18 protein-coding genes are annotated in these 21,427 nt (G+C 69.0%); 15 read left to right on the top strand and 3 right to left on the bottom strand.

Annotated elements, in window-relative coordinates:
- Positions 1 to 81: 81 nt before the first annotated feature.
- The 4 genes from AC6CH2_RS10100 to AC6CH2_RS10115 all read left to right on the top strand — a co-directional run bounded on the left by AC6CH2_RS10100 (position 82) and on the right by AC6CH2_RS10115 (position 4,331).
- The gene (locus tag AC6CH2_RS10100) at positions 82 to 708 is read left to right on the top strand and encodes a DUF4166 domain-containing protein (RefSeq protein WP_435396208.1); all 627 of its coding nucleotides are present in this window, start codon (positions 82 to 84) and stop codon (positions 706 to 708) included.
- Positions 705 to 1,655: a nucleoside hydrolase gene (locus AC6CH2_RS10105; RefSeq protein WP_498269141.1), complete on the top strand. Its 951-nt coding sequence runs from the start codon at positions 705 to 707 to the stop codon at positions 1,653 to 1,655. Before AC6CH2_RS10100 ends, AC6CH2_RS10105 begins: the two co-directional genes overlap by 4 nt.
- Positions 1,656 to 2,241: 586 nt before the next feature.
- On the top strand, positions 2,242 to 2,484 hold the full coding sequence (locus AC6CH2_RS10110; protein ID WP_031372636.1) for a type B 50S ribosomal protein L31: 243 nt from the start codon (positions 2,242 to 2,244) through the stop codon (positions 2,482 to 2,484).
- A gap of 539 nt (positions 2,485 to 3,023) precedes the next feature.
- Positions 3,024 to 4,331, top strand: coding sequence for a citrate synthase (locus AC6CH2_RS10115; protein ID WP_435396206.1), 1,308 nt, complete (start codon positions 3,024 to 3,026; stop codon positions 4,329 to 4,331).
- A 114-nt stretch (positions 4,332 to 4,445) separates the two neighbouring features.
- Here the strand turns inward: AC6CH2_RS10115 and AC6CH2_RS10120 are convergent, their stop codons facing one another.
- The 3 genes from AC6CH2_RS10120 to AC6CH2_RS10130 all read right to left on the bottom strand — a co-directional run bounded on the left by AC6CH2_RS10120 (position 4,446) and on the right by AC6CH2_RS10130 (position 8,507).
- On the bottom strand, positions 4,446 to 4,823 hold the full coding sequence (locus tag AC6CH2_RS10120) for a hypothetical protein (protein ID WP_498269142.1): 378 nt from the start codon (positions 4,821 to 4,823) through the stop codon (positions 4,446 to 4,448).
- 133 nt (positions 4,824 to 4,956) lie between these two features.
- Entirely contained in the window at positions 4,957 to 5,610 is a 654-nt protein-coding gene (locus AC6CH2_RS10125; protein ID WP_435396204.1) for a hypothetical protein, read from the bottom strand.
- 293 nt (positions 5,611 to 5,903) lie between these two features.
- Complete coding sequence (locus AC6CH2_RS10130) at positions 5,904 to 8,507, bottom strand: penicillin-binding protein 1A (protein WP_498269143.1); 2,604 nt, start codon at positions 8,505 to 8,507, stop codon at positions 5,904 to 5,906.
- 416 nt (positions 8,508 to 8,923) lie between these two features.
- Here AC6CH2_RS10130 and AC6CH2_RS10135 point away from each other — a divergent pair, with 416 nt between their 5' ends.
- The 11 genes from AC6CH2_RS10135 to AC6CH2_RS10185 all read left to right on the top strand — a co-directional run bounded on the left by AC6CH2_RS10135 (position 8,924) and on the right by AC6CH2_RS10185 (position 21,400).
- Positions 8,924 to 9,982: a pilus assembly protein PilM gene (locus tag AC6CH2_RS10135; RefSeq protein ID WP_057919051.1), complete on the top strand. Its 1,059-nt coding sequence runs from the start codon at positions 8,924 to 8,926 to the stop codon at positions 9,980 to 9,982.
- Positions 9,982 to 10,752, top strand: coding sequence for a PilN domain-containing protein (locus AC6CH2_RS10140; RefSeq protein ID WP_498269144.1), 771 nt, complete (start codon positions 9,982 to 9,984; stop codon positions 10,750 to 10,752). Before AC6CH2_RS10135 ends, AC6CH2_RS10140 begins: the two co-directional genes overlap by 1 nt.
- The gene (locus AC6CH2_RS10145) at positions 10,749 to 11,456 is read left to right on the top strand and encodes a type IV pilus inner membrane component PilO (protein WP_498269145.1); all 708 of its coding nucleotides are present in this window, start codon (positions 10,749 to 10,751) and stop codon (positions 11,454 to 11,456) included. Before AC6CH2_RS10140 ends, AC6CH2_RS10145 begins: the two co-directional genes overlap by 4 nt.
- 1 nt (position 11,457) lies before the next feature.
- Positions 11,458 to 12,009 (top strand): pilus assembly protein PilP, encoded by a 552-nt coding sequence (locus AC6CH2_RS10150; RefSeq protein ID WP_498269146.1) that lies wholly within the window; start codon positions 11,458 to 11,460, stop codon positions 12,007 to 12,009.
- A 15-nt stretch (positions 12,010 to 12,024) separates the two neighbouring features.
- Complete coding sequence (locus AC6CH2_RS10155) at positions 12,025 to 14,106, top strand: type IV pilus secretin PilQ (RefSeq protein WP_498269147.1); 2,082 nt, start codon at positions 12,025 to 12,027, stop codon at positions 14,104 to 14,106.
- Between the two features lie 337 nt (positions 14,107 to 14,443).
- Entirely contained in the window at positions 14,444 to 15,472 is a 1,029-nt protein-coding gene (locus tag AC6CH2_RS10160; protein ID WP_498269148.1) for an AAA family ATPase, read from the top strand.
- A gap of 67 nt (positions 15,473 to 15,539) precedes the next feature.
- Positions 15,540 to 16,436, top strand: coding sequence for a DUF58 domain-containing protein (locus AC6CH2_RS10165; protein WP_498269149.1), 897 nt, complete (start codon positions 15,540 to 15,542; stop codon positions 16,434 to 16,436).
- Entirely contained in the window at positions 16,433 to 16,888 is a 456-nt protein-coding gene (locus AC6CH2_RS10170) for a DUF4381 domain-containing protein (protein WP_498269521.1), read from the top strand. The genes AC6CH2_RS10165 and AC6CH2_RS10170 overlap by 4 nt, the downstream gene beginning before the upstream one ends.
- A complete protein-coding gene (locus AC6CH2_RS10175; RefSeq protein ID WP_498269150.1) occupies positions 16,888 to 17,895 on the top strand; it encodes a vWA domain-containing protein in 1,008 nt (335 codons plus the stop codon). The genes AC6CH2_RS10170 and AC6CH2_RS10175 overlap by 1 nt, the downstream gene beginning before the upstream one ends.
- Positions 17,892 to 19,679 (top strand): VWA domain-containing protein, encoded by a 1,788-nt coding sequence (locus AC6CH2_RS10180; protein ID WP_498269151.1) that lies wholly within the window; start codon positions 17,892 to 17,894, stop codon positions 19,677 to 19,679. Before AC6CH2_RS10175 ends, AC6CH2_RS10180 begins: the two co-directional genes overlap by 4 nt.
- A 5-nt stretch (positions 19,680 to 19,684) precedes the next feature.
- On the top strand, positions 19,685 to 21,400 hold the full coding sequence (locus tag AC6CH2_RS10185) for a BatD family protein (RefSeq protein ID WP_498269152.1): 1,716 nt from the start codon (positions 19,685 to 19,687) through the stop codon (positions 21,398 to 21,400).
- Positions 21,401 to 21,427 lie beyond the last annotated feature (27 nt).

Here is a 21,427-nt window from a genome sequence, read left to right on the forward strand (position 1 = left end):
GGGATCGGCGCCGGGCGGCGATCTCGAGGCCACCGGGCCGGCACGCAGCCGGGCCCCCTTGCGGCGCGCAACAATGGCATAGTGTCCCGCCAGCTGGAGCGCCCCACCCGGATGCCGGGAGCCCTTCAAAACGCGGCCACGCAATGGTTCGGCCCGGCTTTCGGCCGGCTGCATCCCTTGCTGCAGGCGCTGCACCGCAGCGGCGGGACCCTGGGCGGACAGATCGCCGTCTCCACCGGCACCGGCCTGGCCGGCCATATCGGACGCCGGCTCGCCCGGCGCCTCGGCATCCCGGTCGATCGCGCGCATCGCGGCTTCCGGGTCGACATCGTCCACGACGCCCAGGCCATGCAGTGGCGCCGTCGTTTCGACGACGGCAGCGAACTGGTCTCGGTGTTCCGTCCGGTCGGCCGCTATCCGGACGGCCATTGGCTGGAAAGCACCGGCCCGGCGCGGATGAAACTCGGCGTCGATCTCGACGGCGGCGGTTGGCGCTGGCGCTTGCGCGGCGTCGCCATCGGCGGCGTGCCGTTGCCGCTGTTCCTGTTTCCGCGCACCGATGCCTGCAAGCGCATCGAAGACGGCGGGCGCTATCGCTTCGCCGTGGCTTTTTCCCTGTTTCCCTTCGGCGAGCTGTTGCGCTACGAAGGCGCGCTGCACGCTGTCCCGGCCGACACGGCCGTCAACGACGAACGAGTGGCTTCATGACCGACCGCATTCCCCTGCTTATCGATACCGACCCCGGCGTGGACGACGCGCTGGCGCTGCTGATGGCGTTCAACGATCCGCGCCACGAGCTGGTCGGCCTGACCATCGCCGCCGGCAACGTCGGCCTCAAGCACACCGTCGCCAACGCGCTGAAATTGTGCGAGGTCTCCGGCGTCGACGTGCCGGTGTTCGCCGGCGCCGATGCGCCCCTGCTGCATCCCTCGCCGGATGCGGGCTATGTGCACGGCCAGGACGGTTTCGGCGACGTCGGCTACGAAGCCGCCGCGCGTCAGGTCGAAGCCGAGCATGCCGCGCTCGCGATCCTCCGCCTGTCGCACGAACACGCCGGCAAGTTGTTGCTGGTGGCCCTGGGGCCGCTGACCAACGTCGCGCTCGCGCTCAAGCTCGATCCGACCCTGCCGCAACGCATCGCGCGCCTGGTGGTGATGGGCGGCGCGGTGACCTGCCAGGGCAACATCACCCCGGCCGCCGAGTTCAACATCTACTTCGATCCGGAAGCCGCGCACATCGTGTTCGAAGCCTTCGAACGCATCGACCTGGCCGACTGGGAAGCGGTGATCGCCCATGGCCTGCATCATGATCGCGTGCTGACCTGGTTCCGGACCGACTCGCCGCGCGGCCAGTTCTACGAGCGTATTTCCGAGAAGACCCGGATGTGGTCGATCGACCGCCGCGGCGATCACTGGCACGCCGCCGATGCCCTGGCGATGGCGTTCGCGCTGGAGCCCGACGGCGCGCTGGACGTGCAGGAGCGTCCGGTCTCGATCGAACTCGAAGGCACCCACAGCCGCGGCGCGACCGTGGTCGACTGGCGTCGCCAGGAAGGCCGCCCCGACAAGGTAGCGATTCTCATGAAATACGATCAACAGCGCTTCGAAACCCTGATTCAGAAGGCACTGGCCGCACACCCAGGCAGAGGAGAGTAGGCGTCCGGCGAGAGGAGCAGAAGCAACAGCGCTGCGAGCTCCCGATTCAGAAGGCACTGGCCGCACACCCAGGCAGAGGAGAGTAGGCGTGCGGCGAGAGGAGCAGAAGCAACAGCGCCGCGAGCTCCCGATTCAGAAGGCACTGGCCGCACACCCAGGCAGAGGAGAGTAGGCGTCCGGCGAGAGGAGCAGAAACAACAGCGCCGCGAGCTCCCGACTCAGAAGGCACTGGCCGCACACCCAGGCAGAGAAGAGTAGGCATCCGGCGAGAGGAGCAGAAGCAACAGCGCTGCGAGCTCCCGACTCAGAAGGCACTGGCCGCACACCCAGGCAGAGGAGAGTAGGCGTGCGGCGAGAGGAGCAGAAGCAACAGCGCCGCGAGCTCCCGATTCAGAAGGCACTGGCCGCATAGTCCAGAGTCCGTCCCCGGTCGAATGCGGGCGGGGCAGGAGGCGGAGCGTCCAGCTCCGCGCCGTGTTCAGCCTCCCCGGCCGCCGCCCCCAATTTCCACCTCATACGGACTTGCAAGCCCCCCAATCCGCCCGCTATACTGCCCGACTTTCCCGCATACCTAAGGTTGAGTGCCATGAAGGCAGGCATCCATCCCGAATACCGTAACGTCGTGTTCCAGGACGTCACCACCGACTTCCAGATCCTGACCCGTTCGACCCTGTCGAGCAAGGAAACGATCAAGCTCGACGGCACCGAGTATCCGCTGATCAAGGTCGACATCTCGTCGGCGTCGCACCCGTTCTATACGGGCAAGCACAAGATCATGGATACCAGCGGCCGCGTCGACAAGTTCCGCAAGCGTTACGCGCAGAAGTAATCGCGTCGCAACCGCTGTGCGCACAACGGCTGCCCGAAAGGGCGGCCGTTTGCGTTTGCGCCGATGTCGCGCTTTCTGCGCGTCGCGCGCTGCTGCCGATCCGCAGCGGGCGCGTTTGCCGTCGCTGCTTGCGGGGAGCCCCCGGCCAAGTCGCCGCAGCGAGTCGGGCCGGGCCGCTGCCCCCGTGTCCCGGGCGAGGACGGTCCATGGCCTCGGGGTGTTCGGGCGGGATTTCACGCCTGGCCCCGCATCGGCGCGCCGACGTTTCCGGTCCGGCGACCGCCTCGCGACAGGGTTTCCGCCAAGCCGCGACAAGCCAGTCCGCGCCGGCCGGCGCTGAGCCTCTCGGGGCCTGTCTCGGGATCGAAAACCGATCCCGGCGATGAAACGCAGCGTGGCCCCCATGCGCCCCTCCCGACCAAAGTCCGAGCTTGGGCTCAAGTAGCGTTGTGCGATAATTCAGCATCGCAGTTCAAATGCGACCCCCGTCCCCCTCCTGCCGCGGCCTTCCCTGCGGCAGGCAGATTGAGGAGTGTTTCGTGTCCGATGATTCCAAAAAAGCCGGCCTCGATCAGGTCACCCTGACCGCCGGCGACAAGAGCGTGATCTTGCCGGTACAGCATCCGGTGTTGGGCGCATCCTGCGTCGACATCGCCAAGCTGCCGAAAGAAACCGGGATGTTCACCTACGACCCCGGCTTCACCGCCACCGCCAGTTGCAAGTCGGCGATCACCTACATCGACGGCGATGAGGGCGTGCTGCTGTACCGCGGTTACCCGATCGAACAGCTCGCCGAGAAGTCGAACTTCCTCGAAGTCGCCTATCTGCTGATGAACGGCGAACTGCCGACGGCGAACGAATTCAGCAAGTTCGAGCACGAAGTCACGCATCACACGATGATGCACGAAGCGTTTCGTACCTTCCTGTACGGCTTCCGCCACGACGCCCACCCGATGGCGATGCTGGTCGGCATGCTCGGCTCGATGGCGAGCTTCTACCACAACGAACTCGACCTCGAAGACCCGGAACAGCGCCGGCTGGCCGCGATCCGCCTGATCGCCAAGGTGCCGACGATCGCCGCCGCCTGCCATCGTTATTCGATCGGCTGGCCGATCCGCTATCCGAAGAACAGCCTCGACTACACCACGCGCTTCCTGCACATGCTGTTCGAAGTGCCGAGCGAGCCGCTGGAACTCAATCCGGTCGCCGCCAAGGCGATGGACCTGCTGTTCATCCTGCACGCCGATCACGAGCAGAACGCCTCGACCTCGACCGTGCGCCTGGTCGGTTCGACCGGCGCCAATCCCTACGTCAGCGTCGCCTCCGGCGTCGCCGCGTTGTGGGGGCCGGCGCACGGCGGCGCCAACGAGGCCGTGCTCAAGATGCTCAACGAGATCGGCCGCCCCGAGAACGTCAAGGGCGCGATCGACAAGGCCAAGGACAAGGAATCGGGCTTCCGCCTGATGGGCTTCGGCCACCGCGTTTACAAGAACTACGATCCGCGCGCCGCGCTGGTCCGCAAGATGACCCACGACGTGCTCGGCGAGCTCGGCGTCAACGATCCGCTGCTCGAAGTGGCGATGAAGCTCGAAGAGGCCGCGCTCAAGGACGAGTATTTCGTCCAGCGCAAGCTCTACCCGAACGTCGATTTCTACTCGGGCATCATCTACAAGGCGCTCGGCATTCCGGTCGAGATGTTCACGGTCATGTTCGCGATCGCGCGCACCGCCGGCTGGGTCTCGCACTGGCTGGAACAGCAGAACGATCCCGAAAACAAGATCGGCCGTCCGCGCCAGATCTATACCGGCCACGCCACGCGCGACTACGTCGGCGCCGACCAGCGCTGAGCGGTCGTCCGTCGACGCAAAACGCCCCGCTTCGGCGGGGCGTTTTCGTTTGTGCCTGGGCTGCGGGCGCCGCGGCGCCAACCCGCGCGGCGCGGGCCGCGCCTTCCGGCCGGCTTACTCGACCACGCAGTCGGTCAGATTCAGGTAGTCGGTGCCGGAGCTGAAGCCGACCGTGCAGGTCGCGGTGAAGGCCGCACCGGGCTCCAGCGCGGCCAGCTTGCGGTCCTCGCCGCTCAGGCGCGCGTATTCGACTTCGCCGTCGGCATCGGTCGCCGAGGTGAGCGCGGTATCGGCTATCGAGGTGTTCTGTTCCAGTACCATCGCGGTGAAGCGCACCGGCTGGTCGTACTCGGGCATCGACAGGGCGCTGTGGTCGGCGTTTTCGTAGCTCGCGTACAACTGCGACAGCGCGATCGGCGGCGCCGCGGCGGCGGTGCCGGCGGCGAAAGCGAAGGGCAGCAGGCAGAGCAACGCGGTTTCCTTGAGTCGCATGAAACGTCCTTGATCGGGGTGTGCGGCGATTGTCGCCGCAGGGCGCGCCCGGCGTCATCCATCGCGCGGCGAATCCGCCTCGCCGGACTTGCCTTGCGAGCGCATGGCAGCGCCCGCACCCTGCCGGGTGCGCTCAGCCGCGCTCGAAGTCGGAGATCTCTTCGTCGGCCAGCAATTGGCGCAACTGCGATGCCGACGCGCGTTTCATCGGTTTCTCGTCGACGTTCGACAGCGGCGCCTGGCGCAGCACGTCGAGCGGCAACACGGTCAGGTCGAAGGTCAGGTCCTCGGCGCCGAACAGCCAGACCGGGAAGTCCTGGCTGCGTTCGCGGTCCAGGCGCAGGCGGCGCTCGCGCGCTTCGGCCGGGATGAGGTGCTGATCGAGGAAACGCGGCGCGGCGTCCGGATCGTCGCTGTACAGGTGCAGGGAAACCGGACTGCGCGCGTCGGCGGTGCCGTCGAGCACCGGGCCGACCAAGCGCGGCTCGAACTCGGCGAAGAATTCCATCGCGCGCAGCGCGGCCTCGCGGCGTTGGCGCAGGCTGCCCGGGTTGTCGCGCTGGAACAGGCGCTGGTACTCGCGCAGGGCGTCCTCGATCTCGCGGTTACGCGGCAGCGAGGCATCGTCGAAGATGCCCAGGCGCTCGGCGGCCTTGAGCTTGGCCTGATGGTAATCGCGGATGCCGCTTTCGGCGATCAGGCGCGCGGCTTCGTGAGCGAGGCGATGGCGACGCTCGCGGATACGGGTCTGCGCATGCTGGTGTGCGTGCTGTCGGGCCTGGTGCATCTCGACCTCCGGGCTGGCACGTCACGACGAGGGCGCTCGCCGCGGCCGGTGGGGCTGGCATGGCCAAACCTAGCACGTTCGTCCGTCAGGGCGATGTCGATGCGGCTCGCCCGTTCCCAGGCAGCGCGCGAGGCGCCCGATCCGGCAAGGCGACACCCGGCTGGCCGCTGGCCGGCGAGCCGCCATCGGGCTGAGCGCGTGCCGGCCGCTCGGGCGCGACGGCGCCCCGCCGCGCAGAAAAAAGGCCGCACGCGTTGCGTGCGGCCTTGGCCGGGGCCTTGCATGGAGGGGGCTCAGAAGATGTCGAAGGACTCTTCCGACGGCGCGGCTTCCTCGTTGCCGTAATCGGTATAGGTCTGCATGCGCTCGAGGTCTTCGGCCTTGACCCACTCGATCACGCCGCCGGCGCCGTCGGGAATCAGCGCGCCGTTGCCGGCCACCGAGACCTTGACCATGCCTTGCGGCGGCTCGTTGGCGGCGAGCGGCTGGTCCTTCAGCGCCACACGCATGTAGTCGATCCAGATCGGCAAGGCCGCCTTGCCGCCGTACTCGCGGTAGCCCAGCGACTTGTAGTTGTCGCGGCCGACCCAGACCGTGGTGACGTAGGGGCCGCCGAAGCCGGAGAACCAGGCGTCGCGATGGTCGTTGGTCGAGCCGGTCTTGCCGCCGACGTCATCGCGGCCGAGCACTTTGGCCGCGGTGCCGGTGCCGCGCTTGACCACGTCGCGCAGCATCGAGACGATCTGGTAGGCGATGCGATCGTCGATCGCGCGCGGCGCCAGGTTCATGCTGGCCATCTCGGCCGCGGTCGGCGCCTTCTTCTGTTCGACCGGCTTCTCGGCCTGCCTGGCCTTCGGGTCGGGCTTCTTGGGATCGGGCTTCTTGGGGTCGGCGGTGGCGCTGCCGTCGGCCGGGCCCAGGTCGAAACCGTCGACCACGGTGCTGACCGGGACCGCCGCCGAGGTGCCGCCGCGGCCGCCGCATTCGGGGCAGGCGGTGGCCGGTTTTTCCTTGAACACCACCGCGCCGGCGCGATCCTTGACCTCGTCGATGAACCACGGGGTGATCCGGAAACCGCCGTTGGCGAACACCGCGTAGCCGCGCGCGACCGACAACGGCGTCAGCGAGGCGGTGCCCAACGACATCGACAGGTTCGGCGGCAGTTGCTCCGGGTCGAAGCCGAAGTGGCTGATGTACTTGCGGGCGAAGTCGACGCCCATCGCGTCGAGCAGGCGCACCGAGACCAGGTTGCGGGACTGCACCATCGCCTCGCGCACGCGCATCGGGCCGGCGAAGTTGCCGCCGTCGTTCTGCGGGCGCCACAGGTGGCCGCGGCGGTCCTTGAACACCACCGGGGCGTCGAGGACGATCGAGGCCGGGTTGTAGCCGCGTTCGAACGCGGCCGCATACACGAACGGCTTGAAGCTCGAACCGGGCTGGCGGCGCGCCTGGGTGGCGCGGTTGAACTTGGCGCCGGCGAAGCTGTAGCCGCCGGACAAAGCGCGCAGGGCGCCGTTGCCGGGCTCCAGCGACACCAGCGCGGCCTGCGCCTGGGGCAGCTGGTCGAGGCGGTAGGTCACCACCGGCGGCTTGGCCGGCGCGGCCGGCAAGGCCGCTGCGGCCGCCGTGGCGCCGGTGGCGCTGCCGACTGGTGCCGCCGGAGCGGGCGCGGGTTCGGCAGCGGTCTCGGTGCGCTGGATCCGCACCACGTCGCCACGCTTGACCAGGCTGCCGGGGCTGCGGCCGCCGAAGCCCTGCTTCTCGGTCAAGGTCAGCTCGGTGCCGTCGCCGAGTACGACCTGGGCCTGGCCGCCGGTGGTGCCGAGCACCACTGCCGGCAGCAGGTTGGCCTGGGCCGGGATGCCGCGCAGGCGCTGGCGCGCGGTCGCGGCGTCCTCGCCGGCGGCGAGGTCGAAGTGCTGCTCGACCCCGTGCCAGCCGTGGCGGCGGTCGTAGACCGAAAGCCCGTCGCGCACGGCCTTGTCGGCGGCGACCTGCAGGGTCGGGTCGATGGTGGTGGTGACGTGGTAGCCCTTGGTCAGCGCCTCGGCGCCGTAGCGGGCGATCATTTCCTGTCGGACCATTTCGGCCACGTAGGGCGCGTAGACCTCGACCGGGCGCTCGTGCGGGCTGGCGTGCATCGGCACCGCCTTGGCCTGTGCGGCCTCGTCGGCGCTGATGAAGCGCTGCTCGGCCATGCGGTCGAGGATGTAGTCGCGGCGCAACTTGGCGCGGTCGGGGTTGCTGAGCGGGTTGCCGCTGGAGGGAAACTTCGGAATGCCGGCCAGCGAGGCCATCTCGTCGAGCGACAGCTCGCTCATTTTCTTGCCGTAATAGAACTCGGCCGCGGCGCCGACGCCGTAGGCGCGGTTGCCGAAGAAGCTCTTGTTCAAGTACAGCTCGAAGATCTCGTCCTTGCTGAGCTCGCGCTCCATGCGCATGGCCAACAGCATTTCGCCGAGCTTGCGCTTGTAGCTGTATTCCGAGCTCAGGAAGAACTGGCGCGCCACCTGCTGGGTGATGGTCGAGCCGCCCGGGACGCGCTTGTCGTCGGTGGTCGCCAGCAGCCAGATCGCACGGCCGATACCCTTGTAGTCGATGCCGTGGTGCTTGTAGAAGCGGGCGTCCTCGATCGCGATGAAGGCCTGCTTGAGCCGCTCGGGCACGTCCTCGATGGCGATCGGGTAGCGCCGGGTCTCGCCGAACAGCGCCATCAGGCGCCCGTCGCGGGCATAGACGTACATCGGCTCCTGCAGCTCGACCGTGCGCAGGGTCTCGACGTCGGGAAGCTTGGGGACGATCAGGTAGTACAGGGTGCCGAGCGCGATGGCGCCCAGCAGGACTGCGCCGATGAACGCATACAGCGCCCAACGCAGCCAACGGCGAATACGGGACATCGAATCGGATTCCGGAGTCGGTGGTCGTGACGGGCAAGTATAGAGGAGCGCGGATCGCGGCCCCGGCCCCGACCCCGCTTCCGGTCCCGGCCGACCGGTGGGGGGCGACGCGGCCCGGCCGGTCGAGTAGGGTAGTGGCGCGACCACGCGCCGCAGGGCGGCCGCGATGGGGGCGATTGGGGGCGATCGGCACGGAACGGGATGACGGAAGGTCGGGCTGGGGAGGGCCCGTGGTGTTGCGCCGTCTTACACGCAGTCGCCAGACTGACGGTGGGGGTCACGTGACGTTGCGGGTCAAAAAAGCACGACTGGGTTGGCAATCGCGAAAGAAGTGGTTGCCAGCCTGTGAAAAGTCCGTTATCTAAGCCGGGGCCACACGAAGTGCGCGTAAGCGCTTGTGGCATGGGGAGATAACTGTGGGACTCATCACGAAAAGCCAGCCGGCGTTGGTCGGCGTGGACATCAGTTCGACGGCGGTGAAGCTATTGCAACTCTCACGAGTCGGCAATCGCTACCGCGTTGAGCATTATGCTGTCGAGCCGCTGCCGCCGAACGCGGTAGTGGAGAAGAACATCGTCGAGGTCGAGGCGGTGGGCGAGGCGATCAAGCGTGCGGTCGCGAGGTCGGGGACCCGGGTCAAGCACGCCGCCGCGGCCGTCGCCGGATCCTCGGTGATCACCCGCGTGATCGGCATGCCGAACGACCTGGAAGGGGACGAGCTGGAGTCGCAGATCGAGTTGGAGGCGGCCAACTACGTGCCGTACCCGATCGATGAGGTGAACCACGACTTCGAGGTGCTCGGCCCGATGCCCGGCAGCCCGGACATGGTCCAGGTACTGCTGGCGGCGTCGCGTTCGGAGAACGTCGAGGTTCGCGCTTCGGCGCTGGAGCTCGGCGGACTGACGCCCCGCGTCATGGACGTGGAAGCGTTCGCGATCGAGAACGCCTTCGCCCTGTTGGCCGACACTCTGAGCAGCCCGCGCGACGGCTTGGTCGCCCTGGTCGACTCCGGCGCGACCATGACCACGCTCAACGTCCTGCGCAACGGCCGCAGCCTGTACCACCGCGAGCAGGTCTTCGGCGGCAAGCAGCTGACCGACGAGGTCATGCGCCGTTACGGCCTGAGCTACGAGGAAGCCGGTCTGGCCAAGCGCCAGGGCGGACTGCCCGAGAGCTACCAGGCCGAGGTGCTGGAGCCGTTCAAGGAAGCGATGGTCCAGCAGGTCAGCCGCCTGTTGCAGTTCTTCTACGCCGGCAGCGAATTCAACCGCGTCGACCAGATCGTACTGGCCGGCGGCGGCGCTTCGATTCCGCGCATCGCCGAGATGGTCGAGGAACAGCTCGGCGTCCCGACCACGGTGGCCAACCCGCTCGCCCACATGACCCTCGGACCGCGCGTCCAGGCGCATGCGCTGGCACAGGACGCCCCCGCGCTGATGATCGCCTGCGGCCTGGCCCTGAGGAGCTTCGACTGATGGCACGCATCAACCTGCTCCCGTGGCGCGCCGAACGGCGCAAAGCACGACAGAAAGAGTTCGGCGCCATCCTCGGCCTGTCGGCCCTGGTCGCCGTCGCCCTTTCGGTGCTGATCGTTTTCTATTACAGCAGCGAAATCAGCGGTCAGCGCAAGCGCAATGCCTTTCTTGATGCGCAGATCGTCGAGGTCGACAAGAAGATCACCGAGATCGAAGAGCTCGACAAGAAGAAGGCCAAGCTGCTCGCCCGCAAGGAAGTGATCGAGAAGCTGCAGTCCAACCGCTCGCAGATGGTCCATCTGTTCGATTCGCTGGTGCGCACCATTCCCGATGGCGCGGTGCTGACGGCGATCAAGCAGGACGCGGAAATCCTGACGCTCGAAGGCAGGGCCCAGTCCAATGCCCGCGTCAGTACCTATATGCGCACTTTGGAAACTTCCGGCTGGATGACCAAGCCCGACCTGACCATCATCGAAGCCAAGGGCAACGAGAAGGGCCTGCCGTACGAGTTCAAGCTCCGCGTTACCCTGGCGAATCCGAACGCGCCTAAGGACGAGGACGGCGATGGCGTGCCGGATGCGCCGGCCGCGGCCGCCGAGGCCACCGATGCGGCCGCCGCCACTGCACCTGCCGGAGTCGCGCCCGCCGCCGCAGCGGGCGGCGCGCAACCGGCCGTGGCGCCGGCCAAGCCGGCCGCCGAGGCCGCCAAGCCTGCTGCCGCGCCGGCCCAGCCAGCGCCGGCGCCCACCAAGACAGGAGCCGCGTCGTGAGCAGAAAGGCTTCTATGAAGAACCTCGACATCAACAACATCGGCGGTTGGCCGCGCCAGGCTCAGATCATCTTCTGCGCCCTCGTCGGCGTGGTGATCATCGGCCTGGCCTGGTGGCTGTTCGTCAGCGATAAGCGCACCGAGCTCGAAGGCCTGGAGCGTAAAGAACGTGATTTGCGCAGCACCTTCGAGACCAAGCAGGGCCGGGCCGCCAACCTGGAGCCGCTCAAGCAGCAGCTCGTGCAGATGGAGCAGCAGCTACAGCAGATGCTGCGCCAGCTGCCGAGCAAGACCGAGATGCCGGATCTGATCGTCGACATCTCGCAGACCGCCCTGGCTACCGGCATCTCCAACGAGCTGTTCCAGCCCGGCGCCGAAGTCCCCAAGGAGTTCTACGCCGAGAAGCCGATCGCCTTGCGCATGGTGGGCACCTACCACCAGTTCGGTGCCTTCGTCAGCGGCGTGGCGTCGCTGCCGCGCGTGGTCATCATGACCATGCACGACATCTCGTTGAAGCCCAAGGGCAAGAACAGCAAGGACGCGGTCGGCGGCATCACCCCGAACAGCCCGCTCGAGCTGGCCGGCACGGTCAAGACCTACCGTTACCTCGACGAGGAAGAGATGGCTGCACAAGCTCCTGCCGAAGGCGATGCTGCCGACGACAAGGGCAAGGGCAAGAGCACCGCGAAAAAGGAGGGCAACTGAGATGGGCACCGCCTTCGTTCTCAATCGTTCCTTCGTCCGCGGTCTGTGCGCGATCGCCGTGGTGCTTGCCGTCAGCGGCTGCTTCCGCAGCATCTCGAGCACGCCGGGCGATGCGCCCAACCTCGAAAAGTGGGTGGCCGAGGTCAAGGCCAAACCGGCGCCGCCGCTGGACCCGCTGCCGGTCATGCAGCAGTTCGAGACCTTCGAATACGCCGCGCAAGACCTGCGCGATCCGTTCAGCACCGCCTTCACCGACGAAGACGACGGCTCCGGCCTGCGTCCGGACAAGGTGCGGCGCAAGCAATTGCTCGAACAGTTCCCGCTCGATGCGCTGGATATGGTCGGCACGCTCGGCCGCGGCAGCGGTACCGTGGCGCTGGTCATGGCGCCCGACAAAGTGACTTATCGTGTTCGACCCGGTGCGTACATGGGGCAGAACGACGGTCGTGTGACCGCCGTGACTGAGGACCGCATCGACTTGGTGGAACTGGTGCCGGACGGCGCAGGCGGTTGGCTGGAACGTCCAGCTTCCGTGGCGCTCGAAGATCAATGATTAGGGGATAGCATGATGATCGTACTCAACGCCAAATCCATGCCGTCGGCTCGACGCCCCATGGCTTCCGGTCCGCGCTTGGCCGGACTCGTCGTCGGCCTGCTGGCTGGCATCAGCGCCGTCCACGCGGCGCCGCCTGCGGCTGCGACGACGGCGCCCGCTGTCCAGGCACCCGCGGTGCAGGTCGCACCGACGCCGAGCAACGACCCGGGCAAGCAGCTGCCGGGCACGATCTCGGTCGCGAACATCGACTTCAAGCGCGGCGACGGCGGCTCCGGCAAGCTGATCGTGCGCTTCAGCGGCGACGGCGCCCTGCCGGACATGCGCAGCCAGGGCTCCGAAGTCCTGATCAACGTCGGCAACGCGCAACTGCCGGCCTCGTTGCAGCGCCCGCTCAACGTCAGCGACTTCGCCACGCCGGTGCACCGCGTCGACGCGCGCACCAGCGGCACCGGGACCCAGTTGGTGCTCAACACCAGCGGCGCCTACGACACCATGGCCTACCAGACCGGCCGCGAATACATCGTCGAAGTCGTGCCGCGCACGGCGGCGACGGGCAATCGCGCGGTCGGCGCGGCCGCCGCCAAGCCGGCGGCGAGCGCCGCGGGCGCTGCTGCGGGGTCGACCCAGGCCGGCGTGGTCCGTTCCTACTCCGGCCGTCCGGTGACCTTCAACTTCCAGGACGTGCCGGTGCGCACCGTGCTGCAGTTGGTCGCCGAGGAGTCCAACCTCAACATCGTCGCGGCCGACACCGTGCAGGGCAACGTGACCCTGCGCCTGGTCAACGTGCCGTGGGATCAGGCGCTCGACATCGTCCTGCAGGCCAAGGGCCTGGACAAGCGCCGCAGCGGCAACGTGGTCTGGGTCGCGCCGCAGGCCGAAGTGGCGAAGTACGAGCAGGACCGCGAAGACGCCCGCATCGCGCTCGACAACCGCGTCGACCTGAGCACCGAGTACATCCAGATCAACTACCACAACGCCGCGCAGATCTATAAGGCGCTGACCGAGGCCAAGGGCATCGGCGGCAGCGGCGGCGGCGAGGGCGGCGGCAACAACAACGAGAACGGCTTCCTCTCGCCGCGCGGCCGCCTGGTCGCCGACGAGCGCACCAACACCCTGATGATCAGCGATATTCCGAAGAAGATCGTGCAGATGAAGGAGCTGATCCGGGTCATCGACCGTCCGGTCGATCAGGTCCTGATCGAGGCCCGCATCGTCATCGCCACCGAAAGCTTCGCTCGCGATCTCGGCGCCCGTTTCGGCATCTCCGGCGACAAGGGCGACGTGATCACCAGCGGCACGCTCGAGAGCATCAACAATTTCCGCAACACCGCTGCGCAGAACAGCCTGATCGAGAGCAAGGCCGCGGCCTTGACCCGGGACGGCAACGATGCGCAGGCCCGCGGCGACGCCGCCGGTGCGACCGCGCTGTTCAGTCAAGCTCGTTCGTTGCTGCAGACCCTGACCAACCCGGCCTTCCTGTTCCCGGCCAGCCTCAACAGCAACGTCGGCATCGCCAATCCGGCCGGCGCGCTCGCCTTCACCATCCTCGGCAAGTACGTCAACCTGGACATGGAGTTCAGCGCGATGCAGACCGAAGGCCGCGGCGAAGTGGTCTCCAATCCGCGCGTGGTCACCAGCAACCAGCGCGAGGCGGTGATCAGCCAGGGCCAGGAAGTCGGCTACGTGACGATCTCGCCGCAGCAGGGCGGCAACAGCATCCCGATCCCGAACGTCCAGTTCAAGGACGTGCTGATGGAGATGAAGGTCAACCCGACCATCACCAACGACGGCCGCGTCTTCCTCAACATGAACGTGAAGAAGGACGAGATCGAGGGCTTCGTCGACACCTCGATCGGCCAGGTGCCGCAGATCAACAAGCGCAACATCAATACCGCGGTGCTGGTCGAGGACGGCCAGACCGTCGTGATCGGCGGCGTGTACGAGTTCCGCGATCGCACCGACCTGTCCAAGGTGCCGTTCCTGGCCGACATCCCCTTCCTCGGCAACCTCTTCAAGAAGAAGAGCCGCAGCAAGGAAAAGGCCGAACTGCTGATCTTCGTCACCCCGAAGGTGATGAAGGTGACCCAGCGCTGACCCACGGCGTCGAGCGTGATCGCAAAGAGGGCCTTCGGGCCCTCTTTGCATTTGAGCCGGCGGTCCGGACAGCCCCGTCGTTCGAACTGCCGAGTGGCTCGAAGGGGCTGAACAGCGGCTCAGGCCGCACGACCTGTTTACGCCTTCGCGCTTGGCCGCCGCGACTGACTTAACGGGCGCGAATCAAGTACTTGCGTCGCGCATAGCGCGGATTCGATGCCGCCACGCCTGGTTCGCGATGGATGCGGTTCGTCCCCTAATCGCTTTTTTTGAACCCCGCTCGCGAACTTCGGTCAAAATCGAACTGATCTCGCCTTCGATCGTCATTGGATACCGGATGGACAGCAGCCCCGATCGCCCCCGTGACACCGCGCCGGCCCAGGCCGATGCCGAGACCGCGCGCCTGCACGACGCCTTCCGCGCACTGCGCGATGCGCTCGCCCAGGAGATCGTCGGCCAGGCCGAACTGATCGAGCGGCTGTTGATCGCCTTGCTCGCCGACGGCCATCTGCTGGTCGAGGGCGCGCCCGGCCTGGCCAAGACCAGCGCGGTGCGCGCGCTGGCCTCGCGCCTGGAAGCCGATTTCGCCCGGGTCCAGTTCACCCCCGACCTGCTCCCGGCCGACCTGACCGGCACCGAAGTCTGGCGTCCGCAGGAAGGCCGCTTCGAGTTCCAGGCCGGGCCGATCTTCCATCCGATCCTGCTCGCCGACGAGATCAACCGCGCGCCGGCCAAAGTCCAGTCGGCACTGCTCGAGGCGATGGGCGAACGCCAGGTCACGGTCGGCCGCGCGACGTACGCTCTGCCGCCCTTGTTCCTGGTGATGGCGACCCAGAACCCGATCGAGCAGGAGGGCACCTTCCCGTTACCGGAGGCGCAGCTCGACCGCTTCCTGATGCACGTAAGGATCGGCTATCCCGAAGCCGCCGCGGAAACCGAGATCCTGCGCTTGGCCCGCGAACGCGCGCGTCAGACCCTGCAGACCGCGGCCGCACCGGTCGCGAAAATGCCGCAGGCCGATGTGTTCGCCGCGCGCGCCGCGGTGCTCGACCTGCACGTGGCGCCTGCGGTCGAGCGCTACCTCGTCGAGATCGTGCTGGCCTCGCGCGATGCCGCGCGCTACGACGCCGCGCTGGCCCGGCGCATCGCCTGGGGCGCGAGCCCGCGCGGCTCGATCGCGCTGGAGCGCTGCGCGCGCGCGCACGCCTGGCTGGCCGGCCGCGACTTCGTCACGCCCGACGACGTCCGCGCGATCGCGCCGGAAGTGCTGCGTCACCGGATCCTGCCGAGCTATGAAGCCACCGCCGAAGGCTGGGACGGCGACCGCCTGCTCGGCGAATTGCTCAAGAAGGTGCCGTTGCCTTGAGTGCCGCGATGCGCGATTCCGGACTCGGGATACGCGACGGCGTCGTCCGCGCGAACCGGACGGGCCGATGAGCGAGGGCATCGTTCCGGGCCTGGCGGAGCTGGTCGCGCTGCGCGCGGCGGTCGGCGGGCGCCGCAACGCGCGCCTGGGCCGCCACGGCGTCAGCGGCCAGGCCCTGTCGCCGCTGCGCGGGCGCGGCATGGAATACGCGGAGTCGCGCGAGTACTCGCACGGCGACGACGCGCGCCATATCGATTGGCGCCTGACAGCACGCACCGGGCGCGCGCACACCAAGCTGTTCCAGGCCGAGCGCGAGCGCCTGAGCCTGATCGTCGCCGACACCGCACCCTCGCTGTATTTCGGCACCCGGGTGCGCTTCAAGTCGGTGCAGGCCGCGCGTGCCGGCGCGGTCGCGGCCTGGGCCGCGGTACGCGACGGCGACCGCATCGCCGCGCTGCGCGGCAGCCTGCGCGAGCCGCCGGTGACTCCGGCCTCGGGGCCTCGCGGCGCCTTGCGCGTGCTCGATGCGATGGTGCGTTGGTACACCCAGCCGCCGGTCGAGGATGCCGGCCTCGAGGTCGCGCTCGATCATGCCGCGCGTCTGCTGCGGCCGGGCTCGCGCCTGATCGTGCTCGCCGATCCGGCCAGTATCGCGGCCCTGCCGCAGCGGCGCTGGGCGGTGCTGGCCCAGCATCACGAAGTGATCGTGCTGCTGCTGACCGATCCGATCGAAACCCGGCCGCCGCAGACGGCCTTGCCGTTCAGTCGCGACGGCGAGCGGGTCGAACTCGACCTCGGCATCGATGCGCAGCGCAAGCGTTGGCACGACCAGTTCGTCGCGCCGGTCCAGGTCGCCCTGGAGAAACTGCCGGCGCGCGGGGTGCGCGTGCAGGCCTTGTCGACCGAGGCGCCGAGCGAATCGTGGCTGCCGCTGCTGGGCCGCTCGCGACCGTTGGTGGCCTGATGGACGCGACCCTGCCGCTGCGCGATGTCCACCAACCCGATGCGCCGCCGCTGTGGCCGCTGGCGCCGGGCTGGTGGATGCTGATCGCCGCGGTCGCGCTCGTCGCGCTGGCGGTCTATCTCTGGCAGCGTCGCCGGCAACGGCGGCGGCGCGAGATCGCGCGGGTCTTCGACCAGGCGCTCGAAGCCGCGATCACGCCGGTCCAAGAAGTCGCGGCGATGTCGGAGCTGTTGCGCCGGGCGGCGCGCCGGCACGATCGCGAGGCCGACCGCCTGCAAGGCGAGGCGTGGCTGGAATTCCTCGATTGCGGCTCCAAGCGCCGCGAGTTCGTCGAAGGCCCCGGCCGCTTGCTGCTCGACGGCGGCTATCGGCGCGAGGCCGACCCGGTCCAGGTCGCGGCCTTGCGCGAACTCGCCCGGCGACGCTTCCTGCGTTGGATGGGGGCGCTTTGATGTCCTGGCTCAGCGATTGGCGAGAGTTGTTCGCCTGGCCGTGGTGGTTGCTGGCCTTGCCGTTGCCGCTGCTCGCGCGTTGGCTGTTGCCGGCCGCGCGCGACGCCTCGGCCGCGCTCAAGGTGCCGTTCGGCGAGCGCCTGGACGCGGTCGCCGCGGCGGGCGGCCGCAGCCTGCGCGGCGGCGGCGGCGGTGCGGGCTGGCTGCTGTGGCTGGCCTGGGCGCTGCTGTGCATCGCCGCGGCGCGTCCGCAACAACTCGGCGAAGCGGTGCAGCCGCCGCAGGTCGGCCGCGACATGATGCTCGCCCTCGACCTGTCGGGCAGCATGAGCGAGCCCGACATGGCCCTGAACGATGCGCCGGTCGAACGTCTGACCGCGGCCAAGGCGGTGCTCGCCGACTTTCTCGATCGCCGTGTCGGCGATCGCATCGGCCTGATCGTGTTCGGGCGTCGCGCCTACGTGCTCGCGCCCTTGACCCTGGACCGCGACACCGTGCGCGACCAGCTCAAGGACAGCGTGGTCGGCCTGGCCGGGCAGGAAACCGCGATCGGCGATGCGGTCGGGCTGGCGGTCAAGCGCCTGCGCGAGCAGCCTACCGGCCAGCGCGTGCTGGTCCTGTTGACCGACGGCGTCAACACCGCCGGCGCGCTCGATCCGGCCAAGGCGGCCGAGCTCGCGCGCGATCATCAGGTGCGCATCCACACCATCGCCTTCGGCGGCGACGGTTCGCTGTCCTTGTTCGGTTTCAAGATCGCGGTGCCTGGCGGCGATCCGCTCGACGAAACCTCATTGCGCGCCATCGCCCAGACCACCGGCGGACGCTTCTTCCGCGCTCGCGACACCGCCGAGCTCGCCGGCATCTACACCGAAATCGATCGCATCGAACCGGTGCGACGCCCCGGCAAAGCGGTGCGGCCGCGGATCGAGCGTTATGCCTGGCCGCTGGCGGCCGCATTCGGCCTGGGCCTGTTGGCCTTCGCCTGGCCGCGACGGAGGCCGGCATGAGCCCGCCGCTGTGGCTGCAGAACCTGGCGCCCTTGCAGTTGCTGCGCCCGCACTGGTTGTGGGCGCTGCTGGCGCTGCCGTTGCTGGTCTGGCTATGGCGTCGTCGCCGCAATCGCAGCAGCGTGTGGCGCAGTGCGGTCGACCCGCACCTGCTGCCGCATCTGCTCGACGGGCGCGACGGTCGTCGCTCGCGTTTCGCCGCGGCGACCGCGGTGTTCGCCTATGCCTTGGCCGTGTTCGCGCTGAGCGGGCCGAGCTGGCGTCAGAGCGAGCAGCCGTTGTGGCAGGGCGGCACGCCGCTGGTGGTCGCGCTGGACCTGTCGAGCCGGACCCTGGCCGGCGATCTGCCGCCAACGCGCCTGGCGCAGGCGCGAGCCAAGCTGGCGACCTTGCTGAAGCTGCGCGACGGCGGCCAGATCGGCCTGGTCGTATACGCCGACGATGCCTATACGGTGGCGCCGCTGACCGACGATGCGCGCAACGTAGCGGTCTTCCTGGACGCGCTGTCGCCCGACGTCATGCCCGGCGACGGCCAGCGCGGCGACCGCGCCATCGAATGGTCGGCGCGCCTGCTCGCCCAGGCCGGTTTCGAGCGCGGCGAGATTCTGTTGATGACCGACCGCGCCGACGCGGCTGCGCGCCGCGCCGCGGCGCGGGCCGCCGACCGCGGCTATCGCGTGTCGGTGCTGGGCCTGGGCGGCGAGACCGCGACGCCGTTCCAGCGCCCCGACGGCAGCATCGTCAACGTCAAACTCGACGCGGCATCGCTGCGTGCGCTAGCCGCCGACGGCGAAGGCCGTTACGCGGGCATCGGCCCCGGTGACGAGGACCTGCAGGCGCTGCGTTTGCTGGCGCCGGACGTGTCCGACGCCGGCAGCGCGCGCGGCGAGAAAAGCCTGGCCCGCGAAGACAACGGCTATTGGTTGCTGCCGGTGTTGTTGCTGCTGGCCTTGTTCGCGTTCCGCCGTCGCAGCGGCGCGGCCGCGGTCGTGCTGCTGTGCCTGGGATGGCCGGTGCTGCAACCGGCGCAGGCGCAAGGCTTGTGGCAACGCCCGGACCAGGTTGCGCACGAACGCATGCGCGAAGGCACTCAGGCCTATCGCAAGGGCGAGTTCGAGCGCGCCGGCGAGCTCTACCAGCGCGCTCAGGGCGCCGATGCGCAGTACAACCTCGGCAATGCGCTGGCGCGCCAGGGCCGCTATCCGGATGCGATCGCGGCCTACGATCGGGCGCTTGCGCTGCAACCCGGCATGGCCGACGCCCTGGCCAACAAGCGCGCGGTCGAAGCGGCGATGAAGCGGCCACCCCCGCCGAAGGGCGGCGACGGCAAGAACCCGCCGAAGCCGCAGAACCGCAAGGATGGCCAGGGCGATCGCCAGGGTCGACAGCCGCAGCAGAACGGACAGCAACAGGACGGACAGCAATCGCCTCCGCCTGCGTCGCCGAAGCCGGCGCCCCCCAAACCCTCGCAGGGTTCCGGCGACCCCGCCCAGTCCCAGCCGAAGACCGGCGAATCGAAGCCGTCCGACCCGGACGCCCAGCGCCAGGCCGACGCGGCCCAGCGCGAACGCATGCAGCGCGAACTCGCGCGCCAGGGCAAGCACCCCGCGCCGCAAGCGGGTTCCGGGCGCAAACCCGAGCAGGAAACACCGGTCGAGCGCGAGCGCCGGCTCGCCAACGAGGCTTGGCTCAAGCGCGTCCCGGACGACCCGGGCGGCCTGCTGCGCGAGAAACTCAAGATCGAATACGAGCGGCGCCAGATGGAGGCGCTGCGAGGGGATTGAAACCGATGTCGCGATGGATGGGCCGATTGGGGTTGTGGTTGCTGCTGGCGACGCTCAGCACGGGCGCGTGCGCGCAAACGCGGGCCTGGCTCGACCGCGAGCGCATCAACGCCGGGGAAACGGCGACCTTGAACGTCGAGACCATCGGCGCGCTCGGCAACAGTCCCGACTTCGCGCCGCTGCGCGGCGATTTCGTGCTCAGCGCGAGCAGCAACAACAGCGAGATGGTGTCGGGTCCGAACGGTCTGGCCGTGCGCAGCCGGTTCTCGGTGCTGCTGCAGCCGCGCCGCAGCGGCCGCATCGCGATTCCGGCCCTTAGGGTCGGCAGCGAGCGCACACAGCCGCTGACCCTGGAAGTGCTGGGCGAACCGGCCAGCGTGCCGCAAGGGGCCGGCGGCGACGTGTTCATCGAGAGCGAAGCCGACGACCTCAGCCCTTACGTGCAGCAGGCGGTGGGCTGGGTGGTGCGGCTGTATTCGGCGGTGCCCTTGCTCGCCGGCAAGATCGACCAGCCGGTGCCGGAAGGCGCGTCCTTGATGCGGGTCGGCGACGACGCGCAGTACAGCCGCGACGTCGCCGGACGCCGCTACACCGTGGTGGAGCGGCGATTCCTGCTGGTGCCCGAACGCAGCGGCGCGCTCGGCATGCCGCCGGCGCTGTTCGAAGGGCGCAGCGCACCGAGCTTCCTCGACCAGGTCATGGGCGGCAGCGGCGACGAATTGCGCGCGCGCGCCCGGCCGCGCAGTCTGAACGTACAGGCTTTGCCGGCCGGCGCGCCGCAGCCGTGGTTGCCCTTGCACGAGCTGAGCCTGCGTTACCGCTCTACGCCGCAGGAACTGCGGGTCGGCAGCGCCGCGACCCTGGTGGTCGAGGCGACCGTCGACGGCGCCACTGCCGCGCAGCTGCCCGAGCTGCAGCTGCCGCCGATCGACGGCGTGCAGGTGTTTCCCGAGCCGGTGCAGGCCGACGACGGTTTCGCCGACGGCCGGCCGCGGGTGAAGCTGACCCGCAAGTTCTCGCTGGTGCCTGCGCGCACCGGTCCGACCCGGCTCGAGGGCCTGCGCATGGAGTGGTGGGACGTAGCCGCCGGCAAGCCGCGCAGCAGCGCCCTGCCGCCGTTGTCGTGGACGATCGCCGCGGCCGGCGGCGCGGCGGCGGCCGGGGTTGCGCCCGCCGCGGCGACGCCCGACGGCGATGTCTCGCCGGCCGCCGCCGCGATGAACGCCGCCGGCGCATCCTTGAGCGCCTTGCCCGCGGACGGCAGCTCCAGCGCCTGGTGGGCCCTGGCCGCGGTGCTGTTCGCCGTGCTGTGGCTGGCGACCCTGGTCTGGGCCCTGCATCGGCGCCATCAGCCGGCTGCCTTGCTGCCGACCCCGGGCGCTGCGGCGGCCGCGGAGTCGGGCGCCGCGGCCAAGCGCGCGCCGGTCAACGTGCCGGCCTTGCGGCAGATGATCGATCTGGCCGATTTCGACCACATCGCAGCCGTGCTGCGTTCGCTTGCCGATCCGCCGGCGGTCGACGACGACGAGCTGGTCGAACGCCTGGCCGATCCGGCCCAGCGCGAGGCGGTACAGGCGCTGCGTCGCGCGCGCTGGGGCGGCGGCGATGGCGTCGCCGCGCGTGCCCAGCTGCGCCAGGCCTTCGCCCAGGGCCCGTCGTGGCAGGCCTCGAAGCGGGCCGCGGCCTCGCCACTGCCGCCGCTGTATCCCCCGCGAAGCTGAGCCCCGGCGCTCCTGAGCGCGAGCGTC

Source organism: Lysobacter sp. GQ73, assembly GCF_059758755.1.

Bases quoted from the DNA above. Each gene is read 5' to 3' on its own strand.
- AC6CH2_RS10105 (WP_498269141.1), top strand. From the start codon at position 705: ATGACCGACCGCATTCCCCTGCTTATCGATACCGACCCCGGCGTGGAC.
- AC6CH2_RS10125 (WP_435396204.1), bottom strand. From the start codon at position 5,610: ATGCACCAGGCCCGACAGCACGCACACCAGCATGCGCAGACCCGTATC.
- AC6CH2_RS10165 (WP_498269149.1), top strand. From the start codon at position 15,540: ATGAGCGAGGGCATCGTTCCGGGCCTGGCGGAGCTGGTCGCGCTGCGC.
- AC6CH2_RS10160 (WP_498269148.1), top strand. From the start codon at position 14,444: ATGGACAGCAGCCCCGATCGCCCCCGTGACACCGCGCCGGCCCAGGCC.
- AC6CH2_RS10175 (WP_498269150.1), top strand. From the start codon at position 16,888: ATGTCCTGGCTCAGCGATTGGCGAGAGTTGTTCGCCTGGCCGTGGTGG.
- AC6CH2_RS10120 (WP_498269142.1), bottom strand. From the start codon at position 4,823: ATGCGACTCAAGGAAACCGCGTTGCTCTGCCTGCTGCCCTTCGCTTTC.
- AC6CH2_RS10130 (WP_498269143.1), bottom strand. From the start codon at position 8,507: ATGTCCCGTATTCGCCGTTGGCTGCGTTGGGCGCTGTATGCGTTCATC.
- AC6CH2_RS10180 (WP_498269151.1), top strand. From the start codon at position 17,892: ATGAGCCCGCCGCTGTGGCTGCAGAACCTGGCGCCCTTGCAGTTGCTG.
- AC6CH2_RS10155 (WP_498269147.1), top strand. From the start codon at position 12,025: ATGATCGTACTCAACGCCAAATCCATGCCGTCGGCTCGACGCCCCATG.
- AC6CH2_RS10185 (WP_498269152.1), top strand. From the start codon at position 19,685: ATGTCGCGATGGATGGGCCGATTGGGGTTGTGGTTGCTGCTGGCGACG.
- AC6CH2_RS10150 (WP_498269146.1), top strand. From the start codon at position 11,458: ATGGGCACCGCCTTCGTTCTCAATCGTTCCTTCGTCCGCGGTCTGTGC.
- AC6CH2_RS10140 (WP_498269144.1), top strand. From the start codon at position 9,982: ATGGCACGCATCAACCTGCTCCCGTGGCGCGCCGAACGGCGCAAAGCA.
- AC6CH2_RS10110 (WP_031372636.1), top strand. From the start codon at position 2,242: ATGAAGGCAGGCATCCATCCCGAATACCGTAACGTCGTGTTCCAGGAC.